Source organism: Streptomyces sp. NPDC048172, from assembly GCF_043202595.1.
GTDB lineage: Bacteria > Actinomycetota > Actinomycetes > Streptomycetales > Streptomycetaceae > Streptomyces.
Genome location: NZ_JBIDAT010000002.1, coordinates 723,731 through 744,009, shown reverse-complemented (window position 1 = coordinate 744,009; position 20,279 = coordinate 723,731). Strand labels below are relative to the sequence as shown.

The 20,279-nt window shown below is 74.5% G+C and carries 12 protein-coding genes and 1 tRNA gene; 4 read left to right on the top strand and 9 right to left on the bottom strand.

Annotation, left to right across the window (positions count from 1 at the left end; all coding sequences use genetic code 11):
* Position 1: 1 nt before the first annotated feature.
* Positions 2 to 1,573 (top strand): serine/threonine-protein kinase, encoded by a 1,572-nt coding sequence (locus ACGF3A_RS11965; protein WP_393728461.1) that lies wholly within the window; start codon positions 2 to 4, stop codon positions 1,571 to 1,573.
* Here the strand turns inward: ACGF3A_RS11965 and ACGF3A_RS11960 are convergent.
* Complete coding sequence (locus ACGF3A_RS11960) at positions 1,545 to 4,487, bottom strand: AAA family ATPase (protein WP_393728459.1); 2,943 nt, start codon at positions 4,485 to 4,487, stop codon at positions 1,545 to 1,547. The two genes, ACGF3A_RS11965 and ACGF3A_RS11960, sit on opposite strands and share 29 nt — an antisense overlap.
* A 113-nt stretch (positions 4,488 to 4,600) precedes the next feature.
* A complete protein-coding gene (locus ACGF3A_RS11955) occupies positions 4,601 to 6,352 on the bottom strand; it encodes a dihydroxyacetone kinase family protein (protein WP_393728457.1) in 1,752 nt (583 codons plus the stop codon).
* A gap of 217 nt (positions 6,353 to 6,569) precedes the next feature.
* On the opposite strand from ACGF3A_RS11955, the gene ACGF3A_RS11950 reads away from it, so the two are divergent.
* The gene (locus tag ACGF3A_RS11950; RefSeq protein WP_393728455.1) at positions 6,570 to 7,379 is read left to right on the top strand and encodes an XRE family transcriptional regulator; all 810 of its coding nucleotides are present in this window, start codon (positions 6,570 to 6,572) and stop codon (positions 7,377 to 7,379) included.
* A 238-nt stretch (positions 7,380 to 7,617) separates the two neighbouring features.
* Here the strand turns inward: ACGF3A_RS11950 and ACGF3A_RS11945 are convergent, their stop codons facing one another.
* Entirely contained in the window at positions 7,618 to 8,610 is a 993-nt protein-coding gene (locus ACGF3A_RS11945) for a winged helix-turn-helix transcriptional regulator (RefSeq protein ID WP_393728453.1), read from the bottom strand.
* A 113-nt stretch (positions 8,611 to 8,723) separates the two neighbouring features.
* Between ACGF3A_RS11945 and ACGF3A_RS11940 the strand changes: the two genes are divergently transcribed.
* The gene (locus ACGF3A_RS11940; RefSeq protein WP_393728451.1) at positions 8,724 to 10,712 is read left to right on the top strand and encodes a serine/threonine-protein kinase; all 1,989 of its coding nucleotides are present in this window, start codon (positions 8,724 to 8,726) and stop codon (positions 10,710 to 10,712) included.
* Positions 10,713 to 10,871: 159 nt separating this feature from the next.
* Positions 10,872 to 12,941 (top strand): phosphocholine-specific phospholipase C, encoded by a 2,070-nt coding sequence (locus ACGF3A_RS11935; RefSeq protein WP_393728449.1) that lies wholly within the window; start codon positions 10,872 to 10,874, stop codon positions 12,939 to 12,941.
* A gap of 53 nt (positions 12,942 to 12,994) precedes the next feature.
* Here ACGF3A_RS11935 and ACGF3A_RS11930 read toward each other — a convergent pair whose 3' ends face one another.
* From ACGF3A_RS11930 to tmk, 6 genes are all read right to left on the bottom strand, one after another.
* Positions 12,995 to 13,396, bottom strand: a complete 402-nt coding sequence (locus ACGF3A_RS11930; RefSeq protein ID WP_393728447.1) for a peptidase inhibitor family I36 protein — start codon at positions 13,394 to 13,396, stop codon at positions 12,995 to 12,997.
* Complete coding sequence (locus ACGF3A_RS11925; RefSeq protein ID WP_393728445.1) at positions 13,393 to 13,659, bottom strand: hypothetical protein; 267 nt, start codon at positions 13,657 to 13,659, stop codon at positions 13,393 to 13,395. The genes ACGF3A_RS11930 and ACGF3A_RS11925 overlap by 4 nt, the downstream gene beginning before the upstream one ends.
* A 34-nt stretch (positions 13,660 to 13,693) precedes the next feature.
* Positions 13,694 to 13,767 (bottom strand) — tRNA-Thr (locus ACGF3A_RS11920).
* 85 nt (positions 13,768 to 13,852) lie between these two features.
* Positions 13,853 to 15,553 (bottom strand): alpha/beta hydrolase, encoded by a 1,701-nt coding sequence (locus ACGF3A_RS11915; RefSeq protein WP_393729105.1) that lies wholly within the window; start codon positions 15,551 to 15,553, stop codon positions 13,853 to 13,855.
* 161 nt (positions 15,554 to 15,714) lie between these two features.
* On the bottom strand, positions 15,715 to 16,926 hold the full coding sequence (locus ACGF3A_RS11910) for a DNA polymerase III subunit delta' (RefSeq protein WP_393728443.1): 1,212 nt from the start codon (positions 16,924 to 16,926) through the stop codon (positions 15,715 to 15,717).
* A gap of 108 nt (positions 16,927 to 17,034) precedes the next feature.
* Positions 17,035 to 20,226, bottom strand: coding sequence for a dTMP kinase (gene tmk / locus ACGF3A_RS11905; protein WP_393728442.1), 3,192 nt, complete (start codon positions 20,224 to 20,226; stop codon positions 17,035 to 17,037).
* Positions 20,227 to 20,279 lie beyond the last annotated feature (53 nt).

The following is a 20,279-nucleotide window of genomic DNA, read 5'->3' as shown; positions in this document are numbered from 1 at the left end:
CGTGCCGCCGCGTGTGGTCGACGGCCGCTTCGAGCTGGTGGCGCGGCTCGGCGGCGGAGGCATGGGCACGGTCTGGCACGCCCGCGACCTGGCCCTGCACCGGGACGTGGCCCTGAAGGAGGTACGCCCGCCGGACCCGGACCTCGCCGAGTACGACCCGGAGGGCGCGGCGACGCTGCGCGCCCGCGTGCTGCGCGAGGCCCAGGCCCTGGCGCGCGTCGACCACCCCAACGTGGTGACCATCCACCACATCGTCGACGGCGGCGCGGGCACGTACCCGTGGCTGGTCATGGAGCTGGTGACCGGCGGCTCGCTCCAGGACCGGCTGGACCGCGGCCCGTTGCCGCCCGGGGAGGCGGCGGAGCTCGGCCGCGAGCTGCTCTCCGCGCTGCGCGCCGCGCACGCGACCGGCATCGAGCACCGGGACGTGAAACCGGCCAACGTGCTGCTGCGGCCCGACGGCCGCCCCGTCCTCACGGACTTCGGCATCGCCGCGATCCGCGAGTCCACCCGGCTCACCGCCACCGGCTCCGTCATCGGCTCGCCCGACTACATGGCGCCGGAGCGGGTCAGCGGCCGGGACGTCGGCGCCGCCTCCGACCTGTGGTCGCTCGGGATGATGCTGTACGTCGCGGTCGAGGGCCACCACCCGCTGCGCCGCGAGAACACCCTCGCGACGCTCGCCGCCGTGCTCAGCGACCCGCTCCCGCCCCCGCGCCGCGCGGGGCCGCTCACCCCGGCGCTCACCGCACTGCTCGTACGGGACCCGGGCGCGCGCCCGGACGCCGCGACGCTCGACGGGATGCTGGAGCGGGCGACCGTGGACGTGGCGGCGCGGGCGGAACCCGAGCCGGAGGACGCGCGCGTGCCGACCTCGTACCGGCTGGCTCCCCCGTCCGCGCCGACACCGCCGACACCGCCGACGCCTCCACCACCGCCCTCGCGGCCGTCGCGGTTCCGGGTGGCCGTGCTGGGGGTGGGGCTGCTGCTCTCCGTGGCGGTACCCGCCGGGCTGCTGGCGTGGAACATGAGCACGGAGCCGGAGAAGCCCCCGACGACGGAGCGCGGCACCGGCTCCGGCTCCGGCTCCGCGGCGGCGCGGCCCGAACAGGCCGCGGAGAAGACGCTGCTGACGCCCACCGCGATCCGTACGGCCGTCAGGAAGCTGAAGCCCGTCATGGGCGGCACCCGCGTCACCGGCTTCACGGTGCACGAGGAGCACGTGTCCGCCGAGGCGTTGGTCAAGGGCAGCACCAAGCGCTACGACCGCTTCAGCTACCGGGGCGGTGACGTCGCCACCCGCGAGGGCCCGGGCGGCACGGTCATGTCGGGCAACACACCCGTGGATCTGCGGACGTACGACTGGGACGCGGTGCCGAAGCTGCTCAAGCGGGCCGAACGGGAGCTGGGCGTCGCGAAGCCCACCAGCCGGTACCTCGTCGTGACCCCGCCCTCGAAGACGTTCGACACCGGCCCGAGCATGAGCCTCTACCTCTCGGACGACTACGGCTCCGGCTATCTGAAGGCGACCCCGCGCGGCGAGGTCATCGATACGTATCCGCGGGAGAAGTGACGGCGACGAGGGTCGCGAGCGCGGCGCGCGAGGAGACGCCGGTCTTGCGGTAGACGCGGGCGACATGGCTCTCGACCGTGCGCGTGCTGAGGCAGAGCTTCTCGGCCACGGCCTGGTTGGTGAGGCCCTCGGCGACGAGACCGGCGATCTCCCGTTCGCGCCGCGTCAGTTCGGCCAGCCTGCCCCCGGCGGTCCCGGACGCGTCCGCGCCGAGCGCGGCGGTGCGCGTGTGCGCGGCGAGGCCCGCCAGGAGCCGCGCGCCGCCCGCCGTGGCGAGCTGATGGCCGCGCCGCCACATCGCCGCGGCCCGCTCGGCGTCGCCCGCCGCCCGTGCGTACGGGGCGCCCAGCAGCAGACTCTGCGCCTCCCGCAGCGCCGCGCCCGAGGCGGCGCTCTCCCGCGCCGCCCCGGCGAACGCGCGTGCCGCCTCCGCCGCCCCCTCCGGCCCGCCGCGCGCCGCCGCGACCAGGCCGCGGGCGCGCAGCGCGGCGCCGCGCTGCGTGGGCAGCCCGAGCCGCTCGGCCTCCTCAGCCGCGAGGGCCGCGGCGCGCTCCGCCTCGTCCGACGCGCCGGTGGCGAGGGAGGCGGTGACGAGCAGCTCCAGGAAGTTCGGCCGTACGGACGGCTGGACGCGGGGCAGCGCGGGGCCGCCGCCCGCCCGCAGCAGCATCTCGCGGGCACGCCCCGGATCTCCGGCGCCGCCCGGACCGCTCGCGCCGAGCACGGCGTACGCGGCCATGCAGCGGGCCAGCGTCGTCCACCAGCCGCCCTCGTGGCCCGCCTCGAAACCGCCCTCGCCCTCGACGGTGGCCACCGCCTCCTCCGCCGCCGCCCGCACCTCCGGATCGCCCGGCGGCCGGGACTGCATCAGGATCATGGAACGGATCGCGCGCGTGAAGCCCAGCAGTTCGCCGCCGCCCAGCGTCCGCGCGGCGGCCACCGCCTCGTCGGCCAGCGCGACGGCCGAGGTGACGCGGCCCGTCACGCAGTGCGTGTACGCGGCGCAGAGCAGGAGCTGCGAGAGCGCGAAGGGGCGCCCCGTGCGCCGCGTCACGTCGACGCCGCGCCCCGCGTGCCGCTCGGCGTCGGCGTACCGGTCGAGGAACACCTCGCTCCAGCCCAGCCGGACCAGCGACTCGCCCTGCCGTACGAGGGCGCCGTCCGTCATCACGTCGGTGAGGGCCGCCGCCTCCGTCGCGTGCCCGCGCGCGGTCTCCGTCGCGCCCTCGTACGCCTCGCCCATCGCGGCGAGCGTCAGCAGCTCGGCCGTGCCGGGCTCGTCGCCCCGTTCGCGGGCACCGGCCAGCGTCCGGGCCAGCTCCTCGCGCACCTCGGGGAAGCGGGTGGCGAACAGCGCGTGGTTGCCCCACTCGACGACGAGCGCGAGCCGCCGCTCCGGAGGCGGCCCGGGGCGCCGGTCCACCTCGCGCTGGAGCAGCGCGCCCGCCTCCGGGTAGCGCCCCAGGTGCCGCTCCATGAACGCGCACAGCACGAGCGCGGAGGCCCGCACTCCGTCGGCCCCGGGCCCCGGCCCCGTGTCGCGGAGCGCGAGCAGGCGGTGCAGGAGGTCGCGGCTCTCGCGCACCTCGCCGGCGGCGCCGAGCGCGCGGGCCCGCTGGAGCATCAGCTCGCAGCGGATGCCGCGGTGTTCGGGCACGTCCGGGAGGACGCCGAGCACCACGTCCAGCCAGCGTGCGGCGAGCGCGGGCGCCGAGCCCGCCGTCTGCTCGGCGGCGGAGGCCAGCGTCCCGGCCGCCTCCGGGTCCCAGCGGGTGAGCGAACGTTCGATGTGGTGCGCCTGGTCGACCAGCGGGGCCCCGGCGCGGGCCAGTTCGTCGGCGGCGCGGCGGTGCAGGTCCTGCCGCCGCCAGGGGTCCATGGCGGCCCGCACCGCACGCCCCACCAGCGGATGCCGCGGCGCCAGCCGCCGCCCGCGCCCGTCGGTCCGTACGAGGTCCCGCCGTACGGCCTCGGCCAGGGCCGCGCCCAGCCACGGCGCCCCGCCACCGGTCCCGATCCCGGCCCCCGGGCCGCCCTCGGTCACGGCGGCGAGCAGGTCGGTGCCGGCGTGCTCGCCCAGCACGGCGACGGCCTCCACGACGCCGCGCTCGTGCGGCGACAGCGGCGCCAGCTCGTCCAGCACCAGCCCTAGGGGCCCGGCGAGCAGCCCCTCGCCCTCCTCGCGCGCGGCGGCGTCCAGCAGCGCGAGGACGTAGAGCGGGTTGCCCTCCGCCTCCTCGTGGATCCGCCCGGCACGCTCGGGCGGCAGCCCGCCTGCCAGGCCCGCTATGCAGTCGCGCCGGGTGAGCGGGCCGAGCGCGATCCGCGTGACCGCGCCCGTCATGTCGCCGCGCGCCAGCGCGGACGCGAGCGCGGGCGGCGTCTGCCGGGGGCGGCGCGCGACGACGAGCAGGAACGGCGGCGGGACCGGATGCCGTACGAGGTGGTCGAGCAGCTCCAGGGAGGCGCCGTCGGCCCAGTGCAGATCGTCGAGCACGAGGACGGGGCCCGGCGCCGTACGGGGGAGGCGGGGGAGACGGGCCAGCGCGGCGGCCGTCTCCCGGCACACCGCGAACCTCTCGCGCGCGGACGGCTCGCCCAGCACCTCCGGAGGCAGCACCTCCGGAGGCAGCGCCCCCGTACGCGCGTGCCCGAGGCTCCCCAGATCCGCGAAGGCGTCGGCGAACGGCTGGAACGCGTGCCGCCGCCCCGCCTCCGTGGCCCGGCCCCCCAGCACGACGGCGCCGCGCGCCCGCGCCCGTACCCCGAACTCGGCCAGCAGCCGCGACTTGCCGGTCCCCGGGTCACCGGTGAGGTCCACGACGGCGGACCCGCCGCCGTCCAGCGCCACGTCGAGCGCCCGCAGCTCCGCGGTCCGTCCGACGAACGGCACCCGGCCTCCGTACGACTCCACCACCACGTTCCCCTCGACCAGTCCAGAGCAGCAGCGAGCCGCCCTTCCGTTGTACCTCACACGGGTGTGGACGGAAGGGCGGAACGAGCGGAGGGACGGAGGAGAACCCGGGGTCAGAGGACCGTGACGTAGCCCGGGGCCGGGAGGCGGGTGGCGGTGGCGGGCTCGTGGATGTCGGCCAGGGAGGTGAAGAGGAGGGCCACGGCGAGGGCGCCGGGGTCGGGCACGCCGAGGGCGTGGTCACCGACGTAGCTGGCGCGGCCGCGGCGGGGGCGCAGGGTCGCGGTGGCGAGGGCGCCCCGGATGGCGGCCTGCGCCGCGGTGGTGAGCGGGGCCTCCTCGGTGCCCGAGGCGGCGCTCGCCGTCAGCGACTCGGCGGCGGGCGCGAGCGCGTCGACCAGGGTGCAGTCGCCGACCTGGGCGCCGCCCACGCGGTGGATCGCGGCGTGGGCACCGGTCGCGGCCTCGGCCAGGGCCGCGAGCGAGGGTTCGGCGGAGTCCGCCTCCGCGACGGCGAGGTGCTGGAAGAGGAGCCCGAAGAGGGGGCCGCTCGTTCCGCCGACGTCGTCCAGGAACGCCTGGGCGAGCGCGGCGGCCCCGGCGGTGCCCGCCGTGTCGGCCAGCTTCACCGCGCGCCGTACGCCGCCGCTGAGGTTGTCCCCGAAGTCGCCGTCGCCGACGAGCTGGTCGAGCTTGGTGAGGTTGTCGCGGACCTGCGCGACGACGTCCGCGTACCGGTCGAGGACCGTACGGCTGCCCGCCGTGGCCGGAACCTCGACGGGTTCGGCGACAGGCGCGGCCGTCTCCGGCACCGCCGCCGTGTCCGGCACCGCCGCCGTGTCCAGCGGGCGCGGCAGGACGAGCGGGGTCTCCGTCGGCTCCGTCCACAGCTCGGCCCAGCCCGCTTCGAGGCGGGTGAGGGTGAGCGAGAACCCGGCCATGTCGAGCGCCGAGGTGAAGGTGCCGGAGGCGGTCAGTACGGGCCGGAGGCCGCGCGCGGTCAGCTCCTCGTGGAGCAGGACGCCCACGGAGTGGAGTTCGAGGTCGGTCGTGGCGCCGAGGCCGTTCACGAGGACGAGGACGTCGTCGGGACCGTCGGACCCCTCGTCGGCCCCCTCCGGCAGCGCGTCGAGCAGATCGTCCGTCATGCGCCGCACCAGTTCACCGACCGCCGGGCGCGCGATCTCGCGGGTGCCGCGCTCGCCGTGGATGCCGACGCCGTAGTCGAGGACGCCCGGCTCCAGGTCGAAGGCGGGCGCCGCCGTCGTGGGCGAGGTCTGGGCGCGGGCCGCGACGGCGACGCTGCGCGAGCGCTCCACGATCCGGGTGCCGAGGGCCTGCAGCTCCTCCAGCGAGGCGCCCCGGTCGGCGGCGGCGCCGAGCAGCTTCTCGACGACGACCGTCGCGGCGGTGCCCCGGCGGCCGGTGGCGCTGTCCGCGAGGTCGGTGGCCAGGTCGTCGTCGACGAGGACGGTGGCGACGGGGATGCCGTCGTGGCGGAGGCGTTCGGCGGCGATCTGGAAGTTGATCACGTCGCCCGTGTAGTTCTTGACGACGAGCAGCACCCCGTCGCTCATGCCGGCGGCCACCCGCGCGCTCGCCTCGTAGATCTGCCGGTTGTGCGGGGAGGCGAAGACCTCGCCGGGGCAGACCGCGTCCAGCCCGCCGCGGCCGAGGAGCCCGGTGTGCAGGGGCTCGTGCCCTGAGCCGCCGCCGGAGACGAGGCCGACCCTGCGGCCGGGGTGCGGGGCGCGGGCCCGCAGGTACAGCGGCGACGGGTTCACCTCGATCATGCCGGGGTGGGCGAGTGCCAGACCGCGCGCGGCGGTCAGCACGGGGTCGGTTTCCGGCAGGAAGTAGCTCATCGGTGAACTCTCCGTGGACGTGGCTCGACTGCGACGCTCCTCACCCTGGACGCCCTCGGCGACCCGAGATCGGCACGCCACGGTTCCGGAACCCCGGAGTGCCGGTCCGCGTGCGGCGTGCGATGCTGCGACTCCGCGCCCCTTCCGGTCCCGCCGTACGGGGATCCCCGCCCGTCCCTGTCCCCGCCCCTGCGACTGTCTTTGCGAGGTCTTTACCGTGGCGAACGCGCGACGCGAGGACCTGGGCCGGATGCTGCGCTCCTGGCGCATGGCCCGGGACCCCTCCCAGGTGCCCGGCACCGTACGGGCGCGCGGTCACCGTACGTACCTCACCCAGCTCGACATGGCGCTCCTGCTCGGCGTCTCCGAGCGCTGGTACCGGGCGCTGGAGAAGGGCGAGGACCGGCGGTACGGCCGCGAGATGATCGCCGGGGTCGCCCGGATCCTGGACCTCTCGCCGCGCCAGACGGCCGCGCTCCACCGGGGCACGGGCCTGGAGCCCCCGGCCCGCCGCGCGGACGACGTGGCACGCGAGCCCGACCCGGCGCTCGTCCATCTGATGCGCGAGCAGCGCCACGTCAGCTACCTGTGCGACCAGGCGTGGGACGTGGTCGACGCCAATACGGTCGCCGCCCGCCACTGCCCCTGGCTGGTACGCCCCGGCGCCAACGTCATGGCCTGGGCGTTCTCCCCCGAGGCCCGCTATCAGCTCCGCGACTGGGAGGAACGCTGGGCCGGGCCCCTCCTCACCCGGCTCCGGCTGGCCTGGCAGCGCTGGCCGGACAACGCCCGGCTGGACGAGGTCGTGCGCGAGGTCCGCGCGCAGCCCGGCGTCCCCGCGCTCTGGGACTCGCGCACCCCGGCCCCGCCGGAGCCGTCCCCGGCCGACGACGTACGGCCGGTGTTCTTCCCCCTGGTCTCCCCCGACCCCGTCGACGTCCGCGTGCTGGCCTGCGGCCCGTACGACGACACGACGCTGCGCTGGCACCTGGTCCTGCCGATGGACCGGACCCTGCGCTTCCCGTAATCCCTCGGCCGACGTGGCCGCTGGACAGGGGCTGCCCCGCCTGCCGGTCGCAGGCTGCGGGTTGTTGGGTGGTTGCTCGCGCAGTTCCCCGCGCCCCTAGTTGTGCCGCCTCAGTCAGACGTGCCCCGTCAGGGGCGCGGGGAACTGCGCGACAAGCCACGACGCGGCCGCAGCCTGCAACCCACAGCACGGGGCAGCCCCTGCCCAGCCCTGAGAAGAGGGCAGCCGCCGGACACGGCTAGGTCCCGAAGGTGCCCGTGCGGACCACGCCGAAGGCGTCGGCCATCCGCAGGCCCGCCTCCGGCTCGCCCTCCACCTCGATCGACCCCGCGATGAACGCGTCCTCCAGGTGGAGCGTGCCCGCGCCGAATTCGAGGAGCACGCCCAGGCTGGTCGCCAGCACGGCGTCGGGCCCGGGGGCCGGTGCGGGGCCCAGCTCCATCTCGACGGTGCCGTCGTCGACGCGGGCGTGGAAGACCGTGCCGTCGATCCGGAACTCGTACGCCTCCCGGACCCCCCGCGCCGCCTCGGGCCGGAAGGAGGCGCCGATGGCCCCGATAAGGCCGTGGCGCCCGCCCATCGCCTCCGGGTGCGAGCCGACGATCTCCACCGCGCGGTCCGCCGCGGCCCGGTCGCCCTCCAGCCCGGCGAGCCCGCGGGCGACGGCGTCGTCCAGGCCCACGAGGCGCGCGCCCAGCGCCATGAACGTACCGAGGTCCGCGGTGAGGAAGCAGACCGCCTCGGGCGCCGGGCCGTGCCGTACGTCGAGCGTGCCGTCGTCCACGGCGAGGTGGAAGGTCTCGCCCGCGATCCGGAACTCGTACGTCTCCCGGACGCCCCGGGCCGCCTCGGGCCGGAACGTGGCGCGCAGGACGTTGAGCAGCCAGTTGAGCTGGAAGGTCGCCCCGGGCCCCGGCGGGCCGCCGAGCCGCGTCCCCCAGCGCGTCAGCTCGTCCACGAGCGGGCGCATGGCCTCGCCCAGCTCCGTGAGCACGTACGCGGAACCGGCCGCGGGCGGCGGCAGCTTCGTCTGCTCCAGGATCCCCGTCTCCCGCATGTCGCGCAGCCGCTCCGCCAGTACGTTCGGCCCGATGCCGGGGAGGCCCGCGGCGAGGTCGGTGTAGCGCCGGGGCCCGAGCAGCAGCTCCCGCACGATCAGCAGGGTCCAGCGGCCGCCCACGACATCGAGGGCCCGCGCCGCGGGACAGAACTGGTCGTAGCTGCGGGCCATACGCGAGTACGCCTTCCGCATTGATAGTTGGCACTTAGTTTTTCTATAGTACCGATCAACTCGGGGACGGGATTGTCCCGTTGAGACGGATGGGACGGGGCGAGGACAGCGGCATGACCAACCGCGACGAGGCACACGAGGACCACGAGGCACACGAGGACTACGAGGACCACGGCGGGAATGGCGACGGCCAGGGTGACGGCGAGGGCGACAGCGACGGCCTCCAGGACCTCGGCGGCGTCCAGCCGCTGTGGCCCGGCGATCCGCGCCGCATAGGCCCGTACCCGCTGCTCGGGCGGCTCGGCTCCGGCGGCATGGGCCGGGTCTATCTGGCCAGGTCGGAGGGCGGCCGTACCGTCGCCGTGAAGGCGGTGCACGAGGAGCACCTCGCGAAGACCAAGTTCCGCGCCCGCTTCCGCCGTGAGATCGAGGCGGCCCGCCGCGTCGGCGGCCGTTGGACCGCGCCCGTGCTCGACGCCGACCCGGACGCCGAACAGCCGTGGGTCGCCACGGGCTATGTGCCGGGGCCGGGGCTGGACGCGGTCGTCAAGCAGTACGGGCCGCTGCCGGCCCACTCCGTACGGGCGCTGGCCGACGGGCTGCTGCGCGCGCTCCGCGGCATCCACGCCGCCGGGATCGTGCACCGCGACCTCAAGCCGTCGAACGTGCTGCTCACCGTCGAGGGCCCGCGCGTCATCGACTTCGGCATCGCCTACGCCCTCGAACCCTCCGACGAGGGCCCGCTGACCAGCACGGGAACAGCCGTCGGCTCGCCCGGCTTCATGGCGCCCGAGCAGATCCTCGGCGAGGAGCCCGGCCCGGCGGCCGACGTCTTCGCGCTCGGCGGCGTGCTCGTGTACGCGGCGACGGGCCGCCTCCCGTTCGGGCACGGCGCGAGCAACCAGCACGCGGTGCTCTACAAGATCGTCGAGTCCGACCCGGACCTGTCGACGGTCGAGGACGCGGCCCTGCGCACGCTGATCGGCCGCTGCCTGACGAAGGAGTCGGACGAACGCCCCGGCGTGGACGAGCTGCTGGACGACCTCGCCGCGACGACGGACACCGAGGCCGAGGAGGCGGGGCCCTGGCTACCGCCGCGCCTCGTGGCGCACCTGGCGCAGCAGACGGCCCGGCTCCTCGACGTGGAGGCCATGCCCGTCGGCGCGGGGCCGGCGGCCATGGCCGCGGCCGGAAGTACGGGCGCGAGCGCGAACGCGAGCGAGGACGGGAACACCGGCGGGAACAAGGACGGCAGCACCGCCACCGCGCGGACCACAGGCCCCCGGCTCACCGCCCGTAGATGGGCCGTGGTGGGCGCCGTCGTCGCCGTGGTGGCGGCGGGCGGCACCCTCGCCCTCCTCGACCGCGACGGCGACGCGCGCGCCGACTCCCGCGGCCGGCACTCCGCCGCGCCGGGCTCCGACGCGTCCCCGGCGGCCCCCGACCACCCCGGGGCGAAGGACGCCGACGGCAAGAAGGACGGCAAGGGCAAGGACGAGGGGAAGGGCCGGGACGCCGGAAGCGCCGACGACGGCGCCGCGTCCGGCGACGCCAAGGGCGGCAAGGGCGGCGAGCGGGGCGCCGACGGCAAGGACGGGAAGGACGGCAAGGACGCCTCCGGCGGGAAGGGCGACGGGGGCGGGGACGGGGACGGCGGAAAGGGCTCCGGCTCCGGGGACACGGGCGGCGGCGACGGCGGCTCCGGCGGCGGCAGCTCCGGCGGCGGCTCGGGCGGCGGCGGGGACGCCCCGTCGGGGAACCGGGTCCCGCAGCGGTTCGTCGGCACCTGGAAGCTCGGCACCGGCTTCGGGGGCCCGAGGCCGACCGAGATCCGCATCTACAAGGCGGCGCCGGGCCAGCTGGCGGCCCGTCTCATCTCCGACAACGGCCAGCCGTCGCTGAGCTGCGAGGCCACCGCCACCCTCACCGGGACGGCGGACGGCGGCAAGCGCCTGAACATCGGCACGACCAAGCTCACCGGCTCCAGCACCCCGGGCTTCTGCCAGAAGGACGACCCCTCGTACTTCACCCTCGACTCCGCGTCCGTACTGCGGCACCACCCGGCGTCGTACACGGCGGGGTACACGTACAAGAAGGGCTGAGTGAACGCGCGGCGACGAGCGTAAAACCGCAGGTCACATAGGCCGTCGGAAGAAGCGGCACAAATGGCCTCTTAGCCGTCACAGCCCTTCCGGAATGCCTGTGACCTTGGCAGACTCCGCGTGTCCCTGCTGTCCCGCGCCTTCCAAAGGTCCTCAGTCATGCCTGAACTCAACCGGCGGCGTTTCCTCCAGATAACGGGAGCGACCGCGGGCTTCGCAGCCCTCTCCAGCAGCATCGAGCGGGCCGCGGCCATCCCGGCCGCGCGCCGCACCGGCTCGCTCAAGGACGTCGAGCACATCGTCGTCCTGATGCAGGAGAACCGCTCCTTCGACCAGTACTTCGGCGCCATGAAGGGCGTCCGCGGCTTCGGCGACCCCCGCCCCGTCACGCTCCCGGGCGGCAAGAACGTCTTCCACCAGCCCAAGAAGCCGGGCGACGCGACCGAGGTGCTGCCCTACCGGGCGGACGAGGAAGACCTCGGCATGAAGTTCCTCGCGGGCCTCGACCACAGCTGGAACGGCAGCCACAAGGCCCTCAACGGCGGCAAGTACGACGGCTGGATCGCCGCCAAGTCCGAGGAGACCATGGCGTACATGAACCGGGACGACATCCCGTTCTTCTACGCCCTCGCCGACAAGTTCACCGTGTGCGACGCGTACCACTGCTCGTACATCGGCAACACCGAGCCCAACCGCTACTACATGTGGACGGGTTACCAGGGCGGCGAGAAGGACAGCATCGGCGGCCAGGTCGTCTCCGGCGACAAGCCGGGCAACCCGGGCATCAGCTACGTGGAGCGGCTGGAGGAGGCCGGGATCTCCTGGAAGTACTACCAGGACATCGGCAACGGCCTGAACGGCGCGGGCGAGTGGGGCTGGACCGAGGACGCCTACATCGGCTGCTACGGCTGCAACACGCTGCTCTACAACGAGACCTTCCGCAAGGCGAAGCCGGGCGAGCCCCTCTACGACAAGGCGCGCGGCGGCACCGAGATCAAGAAGAGCGGCGAGCTCCTCGACGACCTGCGCGCCGACATCCGCGCGGGCAAGCTGCCCCAGGTCTCGTACGTCACCGCGCCCGAGGCCTTCGACGAGCACCCGAACTGGCCGACGAACTACGGCGCCTGGTACATCGCCCAGCTCCTGGACGTCCTCACCTCCGACCCCGAGGTGTGGAGCAAGACGGCGCTGTTCATCACGTACGACGAGAACGACGGCTACTTCGACCACGTCGTCCCGCCCTACGCCCCCGCCTCCCCCGACCAGGGCAAGGCCACCATGGACACGGCCGCCGAGATCTACAAGGGCGACGCGGAGAACGAGGCCGGCCCGTACGGCCTAGGCCCGCGCGTCCCCATGCTCGTCGTCTCCCCCTGGTCGACGGGCGGCTACGTCTGCTCGGAAACCCTCGACCACACCTCGATCATCCGCTTCATCGAGGAGCGCTTCGGCGTCGAGGAGCCGCAGATCACCCCGTGGCGCCGCGCGGTCTGCGGCGACCTCACCTCGGCCTTCGACTTCTCCCTGAAGGACACCGACCGCCCGGAGCTCCCGGACGTCGACGCGTACGAGCCGCCGGACAACGACCGCCACGACTCCTGGAACCCCGCGCGCCCCGACGTCCCGCAGGCCCTCAAGCAGGAGAAGGGCGCACGCCGGACCCGCCCCCTCCCCTACGCCCCCCTGACGGACATCGCACCGGACCCCGCCACAGGCAAGGTGACGCTCACCTTCGGCGGCGGCGAGAAGGCGGGCGCCCACTTCCACGTCACCTCCGGCAACCGTACGGACGGACCCTGGGTCTACTCGACGGAGGCGGCCAAAACCCTGACGGACACCTGGTCGACGGACGGCACGGACGGCTCCTACGACCTCACGGTCCACGGCCCCAACGGCTTCCTCCGCACCTTCCAGGGCCCGGCGAAGCAGCAGACCCCGGAGGTGACCGCCCGCCACGTCGCCGCGGGGGGCGCCCTGGAGCTGACGCTCACCAACCCCACGGAGAAGAGGGTGACGCTGAACGTCACCAACGCCTACGGCGGCAAGCCCAGAAAGCTGGCCCTCCGCCCCGGCACCACCACGACCCACACCCTCCCCCTGGCCCCGACCCGCCACTGGTACGACGTCCGCATCACAACGGACTCGGCCCCGACGTACCTCCGCCGCCTGGCAGGCCACGTGGAGACGGGCAAGCCGGGCGTGACCGACCCGGCAATCGCCACCCACTAACACACTGCCCGGGCCCCACACGTGGGGCCCGGGCAGCGCTCCGACGCGCGACGTCAGCGCCAGTAGACGGAACTGGCCCTGTTGTCGAAGTTGTTGTTCGAGAAGGTCTTGTCGTAGCTGACGGGCTTCGCCGTGTACGAGACGCCCGAGTAGTTGGCGAGCTGGAACAGGATGACCTCGGAACCCGTCTGGTTCGCCATCGAGCTCGCCTTGTTGTCGAAGCCCCGCGCCGCGAGGGACGGGGTCTTCTTGTTCTCGGGTATGACGAGCTTGCTGCCCCCGTAGTTGTCGTACTGGAAGAGGCACAGGCTCACCGACGGACAGGAGAACTGCACCTGCACGTCCTGAGCCGAGACGCCCTCCTCCCCCTGGGCATACGCGGCCGAGGCCGTACCCAGCAGAGAGGCCGCACCCAACGACAGAACCCCCAGGGCCCCGACGTACTTGCGCTTCATGAAGCCATCCTTCTTTGCCAGAGAGAACGCCAAAGCACCGAGCTTTCGATCACCGAGAAGCCCGAGCGAAGCTGAGTAAAGCACCAAACCAGCACCTGGTAAACAGAGTTGCCCCGCGCGACCACCCCACCCACCCCCACGCCCGACCATTGCTCCTGCGACTCAAAGGAAAGACGAGAGGAACAGCCGAGGCCACGAGCGAGCCACACCACCACCGACAGCCCCACCGCAACGCCCGCCGCAACTGAAAAGGTCCAGGTCACCAACCCAAAGGTTGCTGACCTGGACCTCTGTCGGAGCCGCCTAGGGGAGTCGAACCCCTGACCTACGCATTACGAGTGCGTCGCTCTGGCCGACTGAGCTAAGGCGGCAAGCTGCGTGCGACCAGCGTGGCAGCCGCAGCGGCGATAAGTCTACATGGTTTATGGGGGTGCTCCTGACCATGGTCGGGAGGGCTTACGAGCAGGTGGTGCCGTCCTTGGGCGGGCGGTTGTCGAGGAGGTAGGCGTCGATGGCCTCGTCGACGCACTTGCTGCCGCGCTGGTACGCCGTGTGCCCGTCGCCCTCGTACGTGAGGAGGCGGGCCGAGTCGAGCTGGCCCGCCAGGCCGCGGGCCCAGCGGTAGGGGGTGGCCGGGTCACGGGTCGTGCCGACGACCACGATCGGGGCCGCGCCCTCAGCCTTGATGTGGTGCGGGCTGCCGGTGGGCTTCACGGGCCAGGAGCCGCAGTTGAACGCCGCCCAGGCGAAGCCCCGGCCGAAGACCGGGGACGCCTTCTCGAAGGAGGGGAGGGACTTCTCGACGTCGGCGGACGACGAGAACGCCGGGGGGAGGTCCACGCAGTTCACGGCCGGGTTCGCGAACATGATGTTGGTGTACTTGCCGTCGGCGCCGCGCTCGTAATAGTCGTCCGAGAGGGCGAGCAGCGGGGCGCCCTCGCCCTTCTTCGCGGCGGCGAGGGCCTCGCGGAGGGTGGGCCAGGAGGCCTCGTCGTACATCGCGCGGATCACGCCCGTCGTCGCGAGGGACTCCGTCAGGTCGCGGGAGCTGTCGTCCGTGGGCACCGGGTCGGCGTCGATCTTCTTGAAGAGGGCGCTCAGCTCGCGCCCCGCCGCCTTCACGCCGCCGGTGCCGAGCGGGCAGTCGTCGCGCCCCGCGCAGTCGCGCGCGAACGCCCGGAACGCGGTGTCGAAGCCCGCCGTCTGCTCACGGTTGACCCGCAGGGAGGAGAGCGTGGGGTCCATCGCGCCGTCCAGCACGAGGCGGCCGGAGCGCTGGGGGAAGAGGCCGGCGTAGTAGGCACCGAGGTACGTGCCGTACGAGGCGCCGAAGTAGTGCAGCTTCTTGTCGCCGAGCACCGCGCGCAGCACGTCCATGTCGCGCGCCGCCTCGGTCGTGGAGACATGGCCGAGCCGCTTGCCCGTACGCTCCTCGCAGCCCTTCGCGAAGCGCTCGTACGCGGAGGAGAGGCGGCGGGTCTCGGCGCCGCTGTCGGGCGTCTGGTCGGTGCGCGTGAAGGCGTCCATCTGGCGGTCGCTCAGACATTCGATGGGCTCGCTGCGGGCGACGCCGCGCGGGTCCATGCCGACCATGTCGTACCGCTTGCGCACCTCGGGCGGGTACGCGAGGCCCGCGGCCTGCTCGACGTAGTCGACGGCGGAGCCGCCGGGCCCGCCCGGGTTGACCTGGAGGGAGCCGATGCGGGCCTTCTTCCCGCCCTCGGCCTTCTTACGGGTCACGGCGAGGCCGAGATCGCTGTCGTCGTCGGCGCCCGGGTGCGCGTAGTCCAGCGGGACGCGCAGCTCCGCGCACTGGAAGCCGCCCGAGCCCCCGGCATCCCCGGAGCTCCCGGCGTCCCCGGAGCCCCCGGAGCCCTCTGAGTCGCAGGAGCGCCACTTCAGCTTCTGCCCGTAGTACGGCTTCAGCTCCTCGGGCACCTTGGCCGGGAGCGGCTTGAGGGCGGGGGCGGAGGCACCGGCGCTCGCGCTCGCGCCGCGCGCCGAGGCGTCCGTACGGGGCTCGGTGGACGAGCCCTCGTCCGAGCAGCCCGCCAGGACCGGCAGCAGCAGCGCGGCCACGGCAACCGCAGCCGCCGCCCTCCCGGCAGGGGAGGCACGGCGGATCATGCGCCTGGCGTCCGTGTCCGTGGCCTGCATGGGCTGCATGAGCTGGGTCCCTTCGCTCGCGGCGCGTCCTGGGGAGCGTATCCGGGGGCGCACGGACCATGCCCGGGCGCCCGTCCTCTTCCTCGGACGAGTGACCCAGTACAGGGAGCCAGTGCGGGGAGCCAGTACGGGGAGGGGGAAGAACCGCCCGCTCAGCCCGCCCGCAGGGCCATCGTCATCGACTCGACCGCCAGCAACGGCGCCACGTTACGGTCCAGCGCCCGGCGGCACTCCAGCACCGCCTCTATCCGGCGCAGCGTCTGCTCGGGGCCCGAGGTGGTGGCGAGGCGGCGCACGGTGTCGGCGCTGTCCGTGTGCGCGAGGGCGACCTCGGAGCCCAACTGGCGGGCCAGCACGTCCCGGTAGAACCCCGTGAGGTCGGTGAGGGCGAGGTCGAGCGAGTCCCGCTGCGTACGCGTCGAGCGGCGCTTCTGCTTGTCCTCCAGCTCCTTCATCGCGCCCGCCGTGCCGCGCGGCATCCGCTTGCCCTCGGCGCCGCCCAGGGCCGCGCGCAGCGCCTCGGTCTCCTTGGCGTCCAGCTCCTCGGCGACCTGCTTGGCGTCCTCCGTCGCGGCGTCGATCAGCTCCTGGGCCGCGCGCAGCGCCGCGCCCACGTCGTCCACCCGGCCCGGCAGCTTCAGCACGGCCTCGCGCCGCGCCCGCGCGCGCTCGTCGGTGGCCAGGCGGAGGGCGTGGTCGATGTGGCCCTGGGTGGCCCGCGCCGCGTACGCCGCCATCTCCGGCTCGATGCCGTCCCGCCGCATCAGCAGGTCGGCGACGGCGTCCACCGGCGGCGTACGGAGCGAGAGGTGGCGGCAGCGCGAGCGGATCGTCGGCAGCACGTCCTCCGTCGACGGCGCGCACAGCAGCCATACGGTGCGCGGGGCGGGCTCCTCGACGGCCTTCAGCAGCACGTTCCCCGCGCCCTCGGTGAGGCGGTCGCCGTCCTCCAGGACGATGACCTGCCAGCGGCCGCCCGCGGGCGACATCTGGGCCCTGCGCACCAGGTCGCGGGTCTCCTTCACGCCGATGGTCAGCAGGTCGGTGCGGACGACCTCGACATCGGCGTGCGTGCCCACCATCGCCGTGTGGCAGCCCTCGCAGAAGCCGCAGCCCGGCGCGCCACCGAGGGCGCGGTCCGGACTGACGCACTGGAGCGCGGCGGCGAACGCGCGCGCCGCCGCGGCACGCCCCGCGCCGGGAGGGCCGGTGAACAGCCAGGCGTGGGTCATCGACGAGCCGGACAGCTCCGCGCTGCCCGCGCCCGCCGCCTCGGCCGTCACATACGCGTCCGCGTCCCGGGCGGCGGCGCCGAGCTGCGCCGTGGCCCGCTCCTGGCCGACGATGTCGTCCCAGACCGCCATGGGCTCAGCCCTCCTTCCCAGGTCCGCGCGTCCGCCCCGTGCGTGACGTACGGCTTCCCATTCTCACCGACGCCACTGACAAACCGACGCCACTGACAACCGGCCCCGCTAACGCCTGGTGCCGCCCTTGCCGTCGTCGTCCTCGTCCGCGCGCGGCCCCAGCAGCTCGTCGGCGAGCGACGGTACGTCGTCGAGCGGCGTCTCCTCGGCCCACTCGGGCCGGGGCAGCTCGTGCGTACGGTCGCTGCGGTCGCGCCCCCCGTCGTACGCCTCGTCCGGCTCCTGGAAGTGGCTCGGCAGCATCGCCGTCTCCTCGGCCTCACCGGGCTCGTACGGCTGGGCCTGCGGCAGCAGGGCCGTCTCCTCGGCGTCCGACGGGACCTGGGCCTGCGGAAGAAGCGCGGTCTCCTCCGCGTCCGACGCCCCCGGCGTCCCCTGCGTCCCCGGTGTGCCCTCGGGCGTCACCTGGGGGATCTGCGCCGTGTCCGCCTCGGTCCCGTCCGGGTTGTGCGCGCCTCCGGGCGCCTGCTCCCGGCCCTTCTGCATGGTGTACGGCGCCGCCGCGGACTGAGCCTGAGCCCGGGCCTGCTCGGCGCGCTCGCGCTCGGCCCGCTCAGCACGCTCGGCCTGCTCCGCGCGCTCCTGCTCCGCCCGCTCCCGCTCCAGCCGGGCCTGCTCGGCCCGCGCCTGCTCGGCGCGGATCAGCGCCTCCTCGGCCTTGCGCTGGCGCTCCAGGCGGCGCTCCTCCGCCTCGGCCCGCAGCCGGGCCTCCTCCTCGTGCTGGAGGCGCAGCCGCTCCTGCTCCTCCGCGCGGACGCGCTCCTCGGCCTCGCGCCGCTGGCGCTCCTCCTCGGCGATCCGCCGGGCCTCCTCGGCCTGCTTGCGGGCCTCCTCCGCGCGCCGGGCCTCCTCGCGCTGGCGCTCCAGCTCGGCCTCGCGCTTCTTGCGCTCCTCCTCCTCGCGGCGGAGCTTCTCCAGCTGCTCCTGCCGCTCGCGCTCCTGGCGCTCTTCCTCGGCCTTCCGCGCAGCCTCTTCCTCGGCCTTGCGGCGGGCCTCCTCCTCGGCGCGCTTACGGGCCTCCTCCTGGGCCTTCTTCTCGGCCTCGGACAGGGGCAGCACCTGGTCGAGCCGGTGCCGTACGACCGTGGTGACCGCGTCCGGCTCCTGGCCCGCGTCGACGACGAGGTAGCGCGCGGGGTCGGCGGCGGCCAGCGTCAGGAAGCCGGACCGCACCCGCTGGTGGAACTCCGCGGGCTCCGACTCCAGCCGGTCCGGCGCCTCCGTGAAGCGCTCCCGCGCGGTCTCCGGGGAGACGTCGAGCAGCACCGTCAGATGGGGCACCAGGCCGTCCGTGGCCCAGCGGGAGATACGGGCGATCTCCGTCGGCGACAGGTCGCGCCCGGCGCCCTGGTAGGCCACCGAGGAGTCGATGTAGCGGTCGGAGAGGACGACGGCGCCGCGCTCCAGGGCCGGGCGGACGACCGTGTCGACGTGCTCCGCGCGGTCCGCCGCGTAGAGCAACGCCTCCGCGCGGTGCGAGAGTCCGGCCGAGGAGACGTCCAGAAGGATCGAGCGGAGCCGCTTCCCGATGGGCGTCGAACCGGGCTCCTTGGTGACGACGACCTCGTGGCCCTTGCCCCTGATCCACTCGGCGAGGGTCTCGACCTGGGTGGACTTGCCCGCGCCGTCGCCGCCCTCCAGGGCGATGAAGAAGCCCGTGGCGGCCGGTGCCTGTACGGGCTGGCCGCCGCCGAACGCCTCGCGCAGGTCGCGCCGCAGCGGCACGCCCTGGCGGTCGTCGGCGCGGCCCAGGAAGAGCGCGGCGACGGGCAGCAGCAGGGCGCCGACGAGCATCAGCGTGAACGACGCGCCCCCGTGGTCGAAGACGAACGCGCCCCGCTCGACCCGGTGCGGCCCGATCAGCGCGGCCAGTACGGGCGCGACGAGCGCGCACACGGCGAGCGCGAGCCGCGCCACGGCCTGGAGGTGCTCGGTCGTACGGGCGCGGCGGTGGTCCTCGGTCTCCTGGTCGAGCAGCGTGTGCCCGGTGTTGGCGGCGACGCCCGCCGAGACGCCCGCGAGCAGCGCGAGGCCGAGCACGGTCGCCGTGTCGGGCACCAGCCCGGCCGCGAGCAGCGCGACGCCGGTGCAGGAGAGGGCGAGGGCGAGCAGCCTGCGCCGGGAGAGCGAGGGGAGCGTACGGGGCGCGAGGCGGATGCCCGCGACCGTACCGCCCGTCAGGAGGACCACGAGCAGGCCGAACGTGACGGGCCCGCCGCCCAGATCGGCCGCGTGCAGCGGGGCGAGCGCGACCGCCGAGGCGATGGCCCCGGCGACGGCGGCGCTGGCGAGCACGAGCAGCGGAATGGCCCCCGTACGCCCCTTGTCGGTGCCGGTGCCCGTGCTGGTCTTCGGCCTGCGCAGCCCCTCCAGCGGCGAGCGGGGGCGGGGCGTCGTGGTGTCGGGGAGTTCGAGGAAATAGACGACCGAGGCGGCGGCGGCGAAGAGCCCCGCCGCGACGTACGAGGCGAGGGCGGCCTGGTGGCTGTCGAACCAGTCGATCCCGGCGCCCAGCAGATTGCTGACCAGGGTGACGACGACCATCCCGGCCGCCGCGAGCGGGAGCGCCACGAAGCTCGTACGGAGCCAGAGGCGGCGCAGCGCGTCGTGGTGGTCCGGCAGCGGGCGTACGGCCGCGCCCTCCGGCGGGGGCGCGGGCAGCAGCGCGGGCGCCGCGCTGTCCCGGGTGGCGGTCGAGAGGCGCTCGGCGGCGCCCAGGACGAAGACGGTGACGAGCAGGACGGTGAACGCGTTGGCCGCCGTCCAGTCGATCCACAGGGGCGCGACGATCAGTGCGAGGGCCCGCAGCACATCGGCGCCGAACATGGTCCAGCGCCGGTCGAGGATCTTCTTCTCCCCGCCCGAACCGTCCCGGTCCGGTCCCCGGTTCACCAGCGCGGTGACCGGGCCCAGCAGGACGGCGCCGAACAGCAGCGTGGACAGCAGCCGCACCCCGAACACCGCGGCGACGACGAAGGCCATGCCCCGGTATCCGCCGCCGAAGACGGCGTCACCCCCGGCCGACCGTACGGCCGCGGCCTGCATCGTGAGCAACAGCAGCACCAGCAGTGCCAGCATGTCGCCGATGCCGCCCGTGAACTGCGCGCTCCACAACCGCCGCAGCGGGGGGAAGCGCAGCAGCGCGCCGACCGCGTTCTCGCGGGATTCCGTGGCGAGGGAGTCGTCGGGGGCGTCGTGGGGGGTGTGGTCCGCGCCCGTTGGCTGCTCTGCACCGGTCATTCCGCCAGCGTATAGGGAGTGACCGACACGCTGCCGCGCCCCCGAACAAGTGC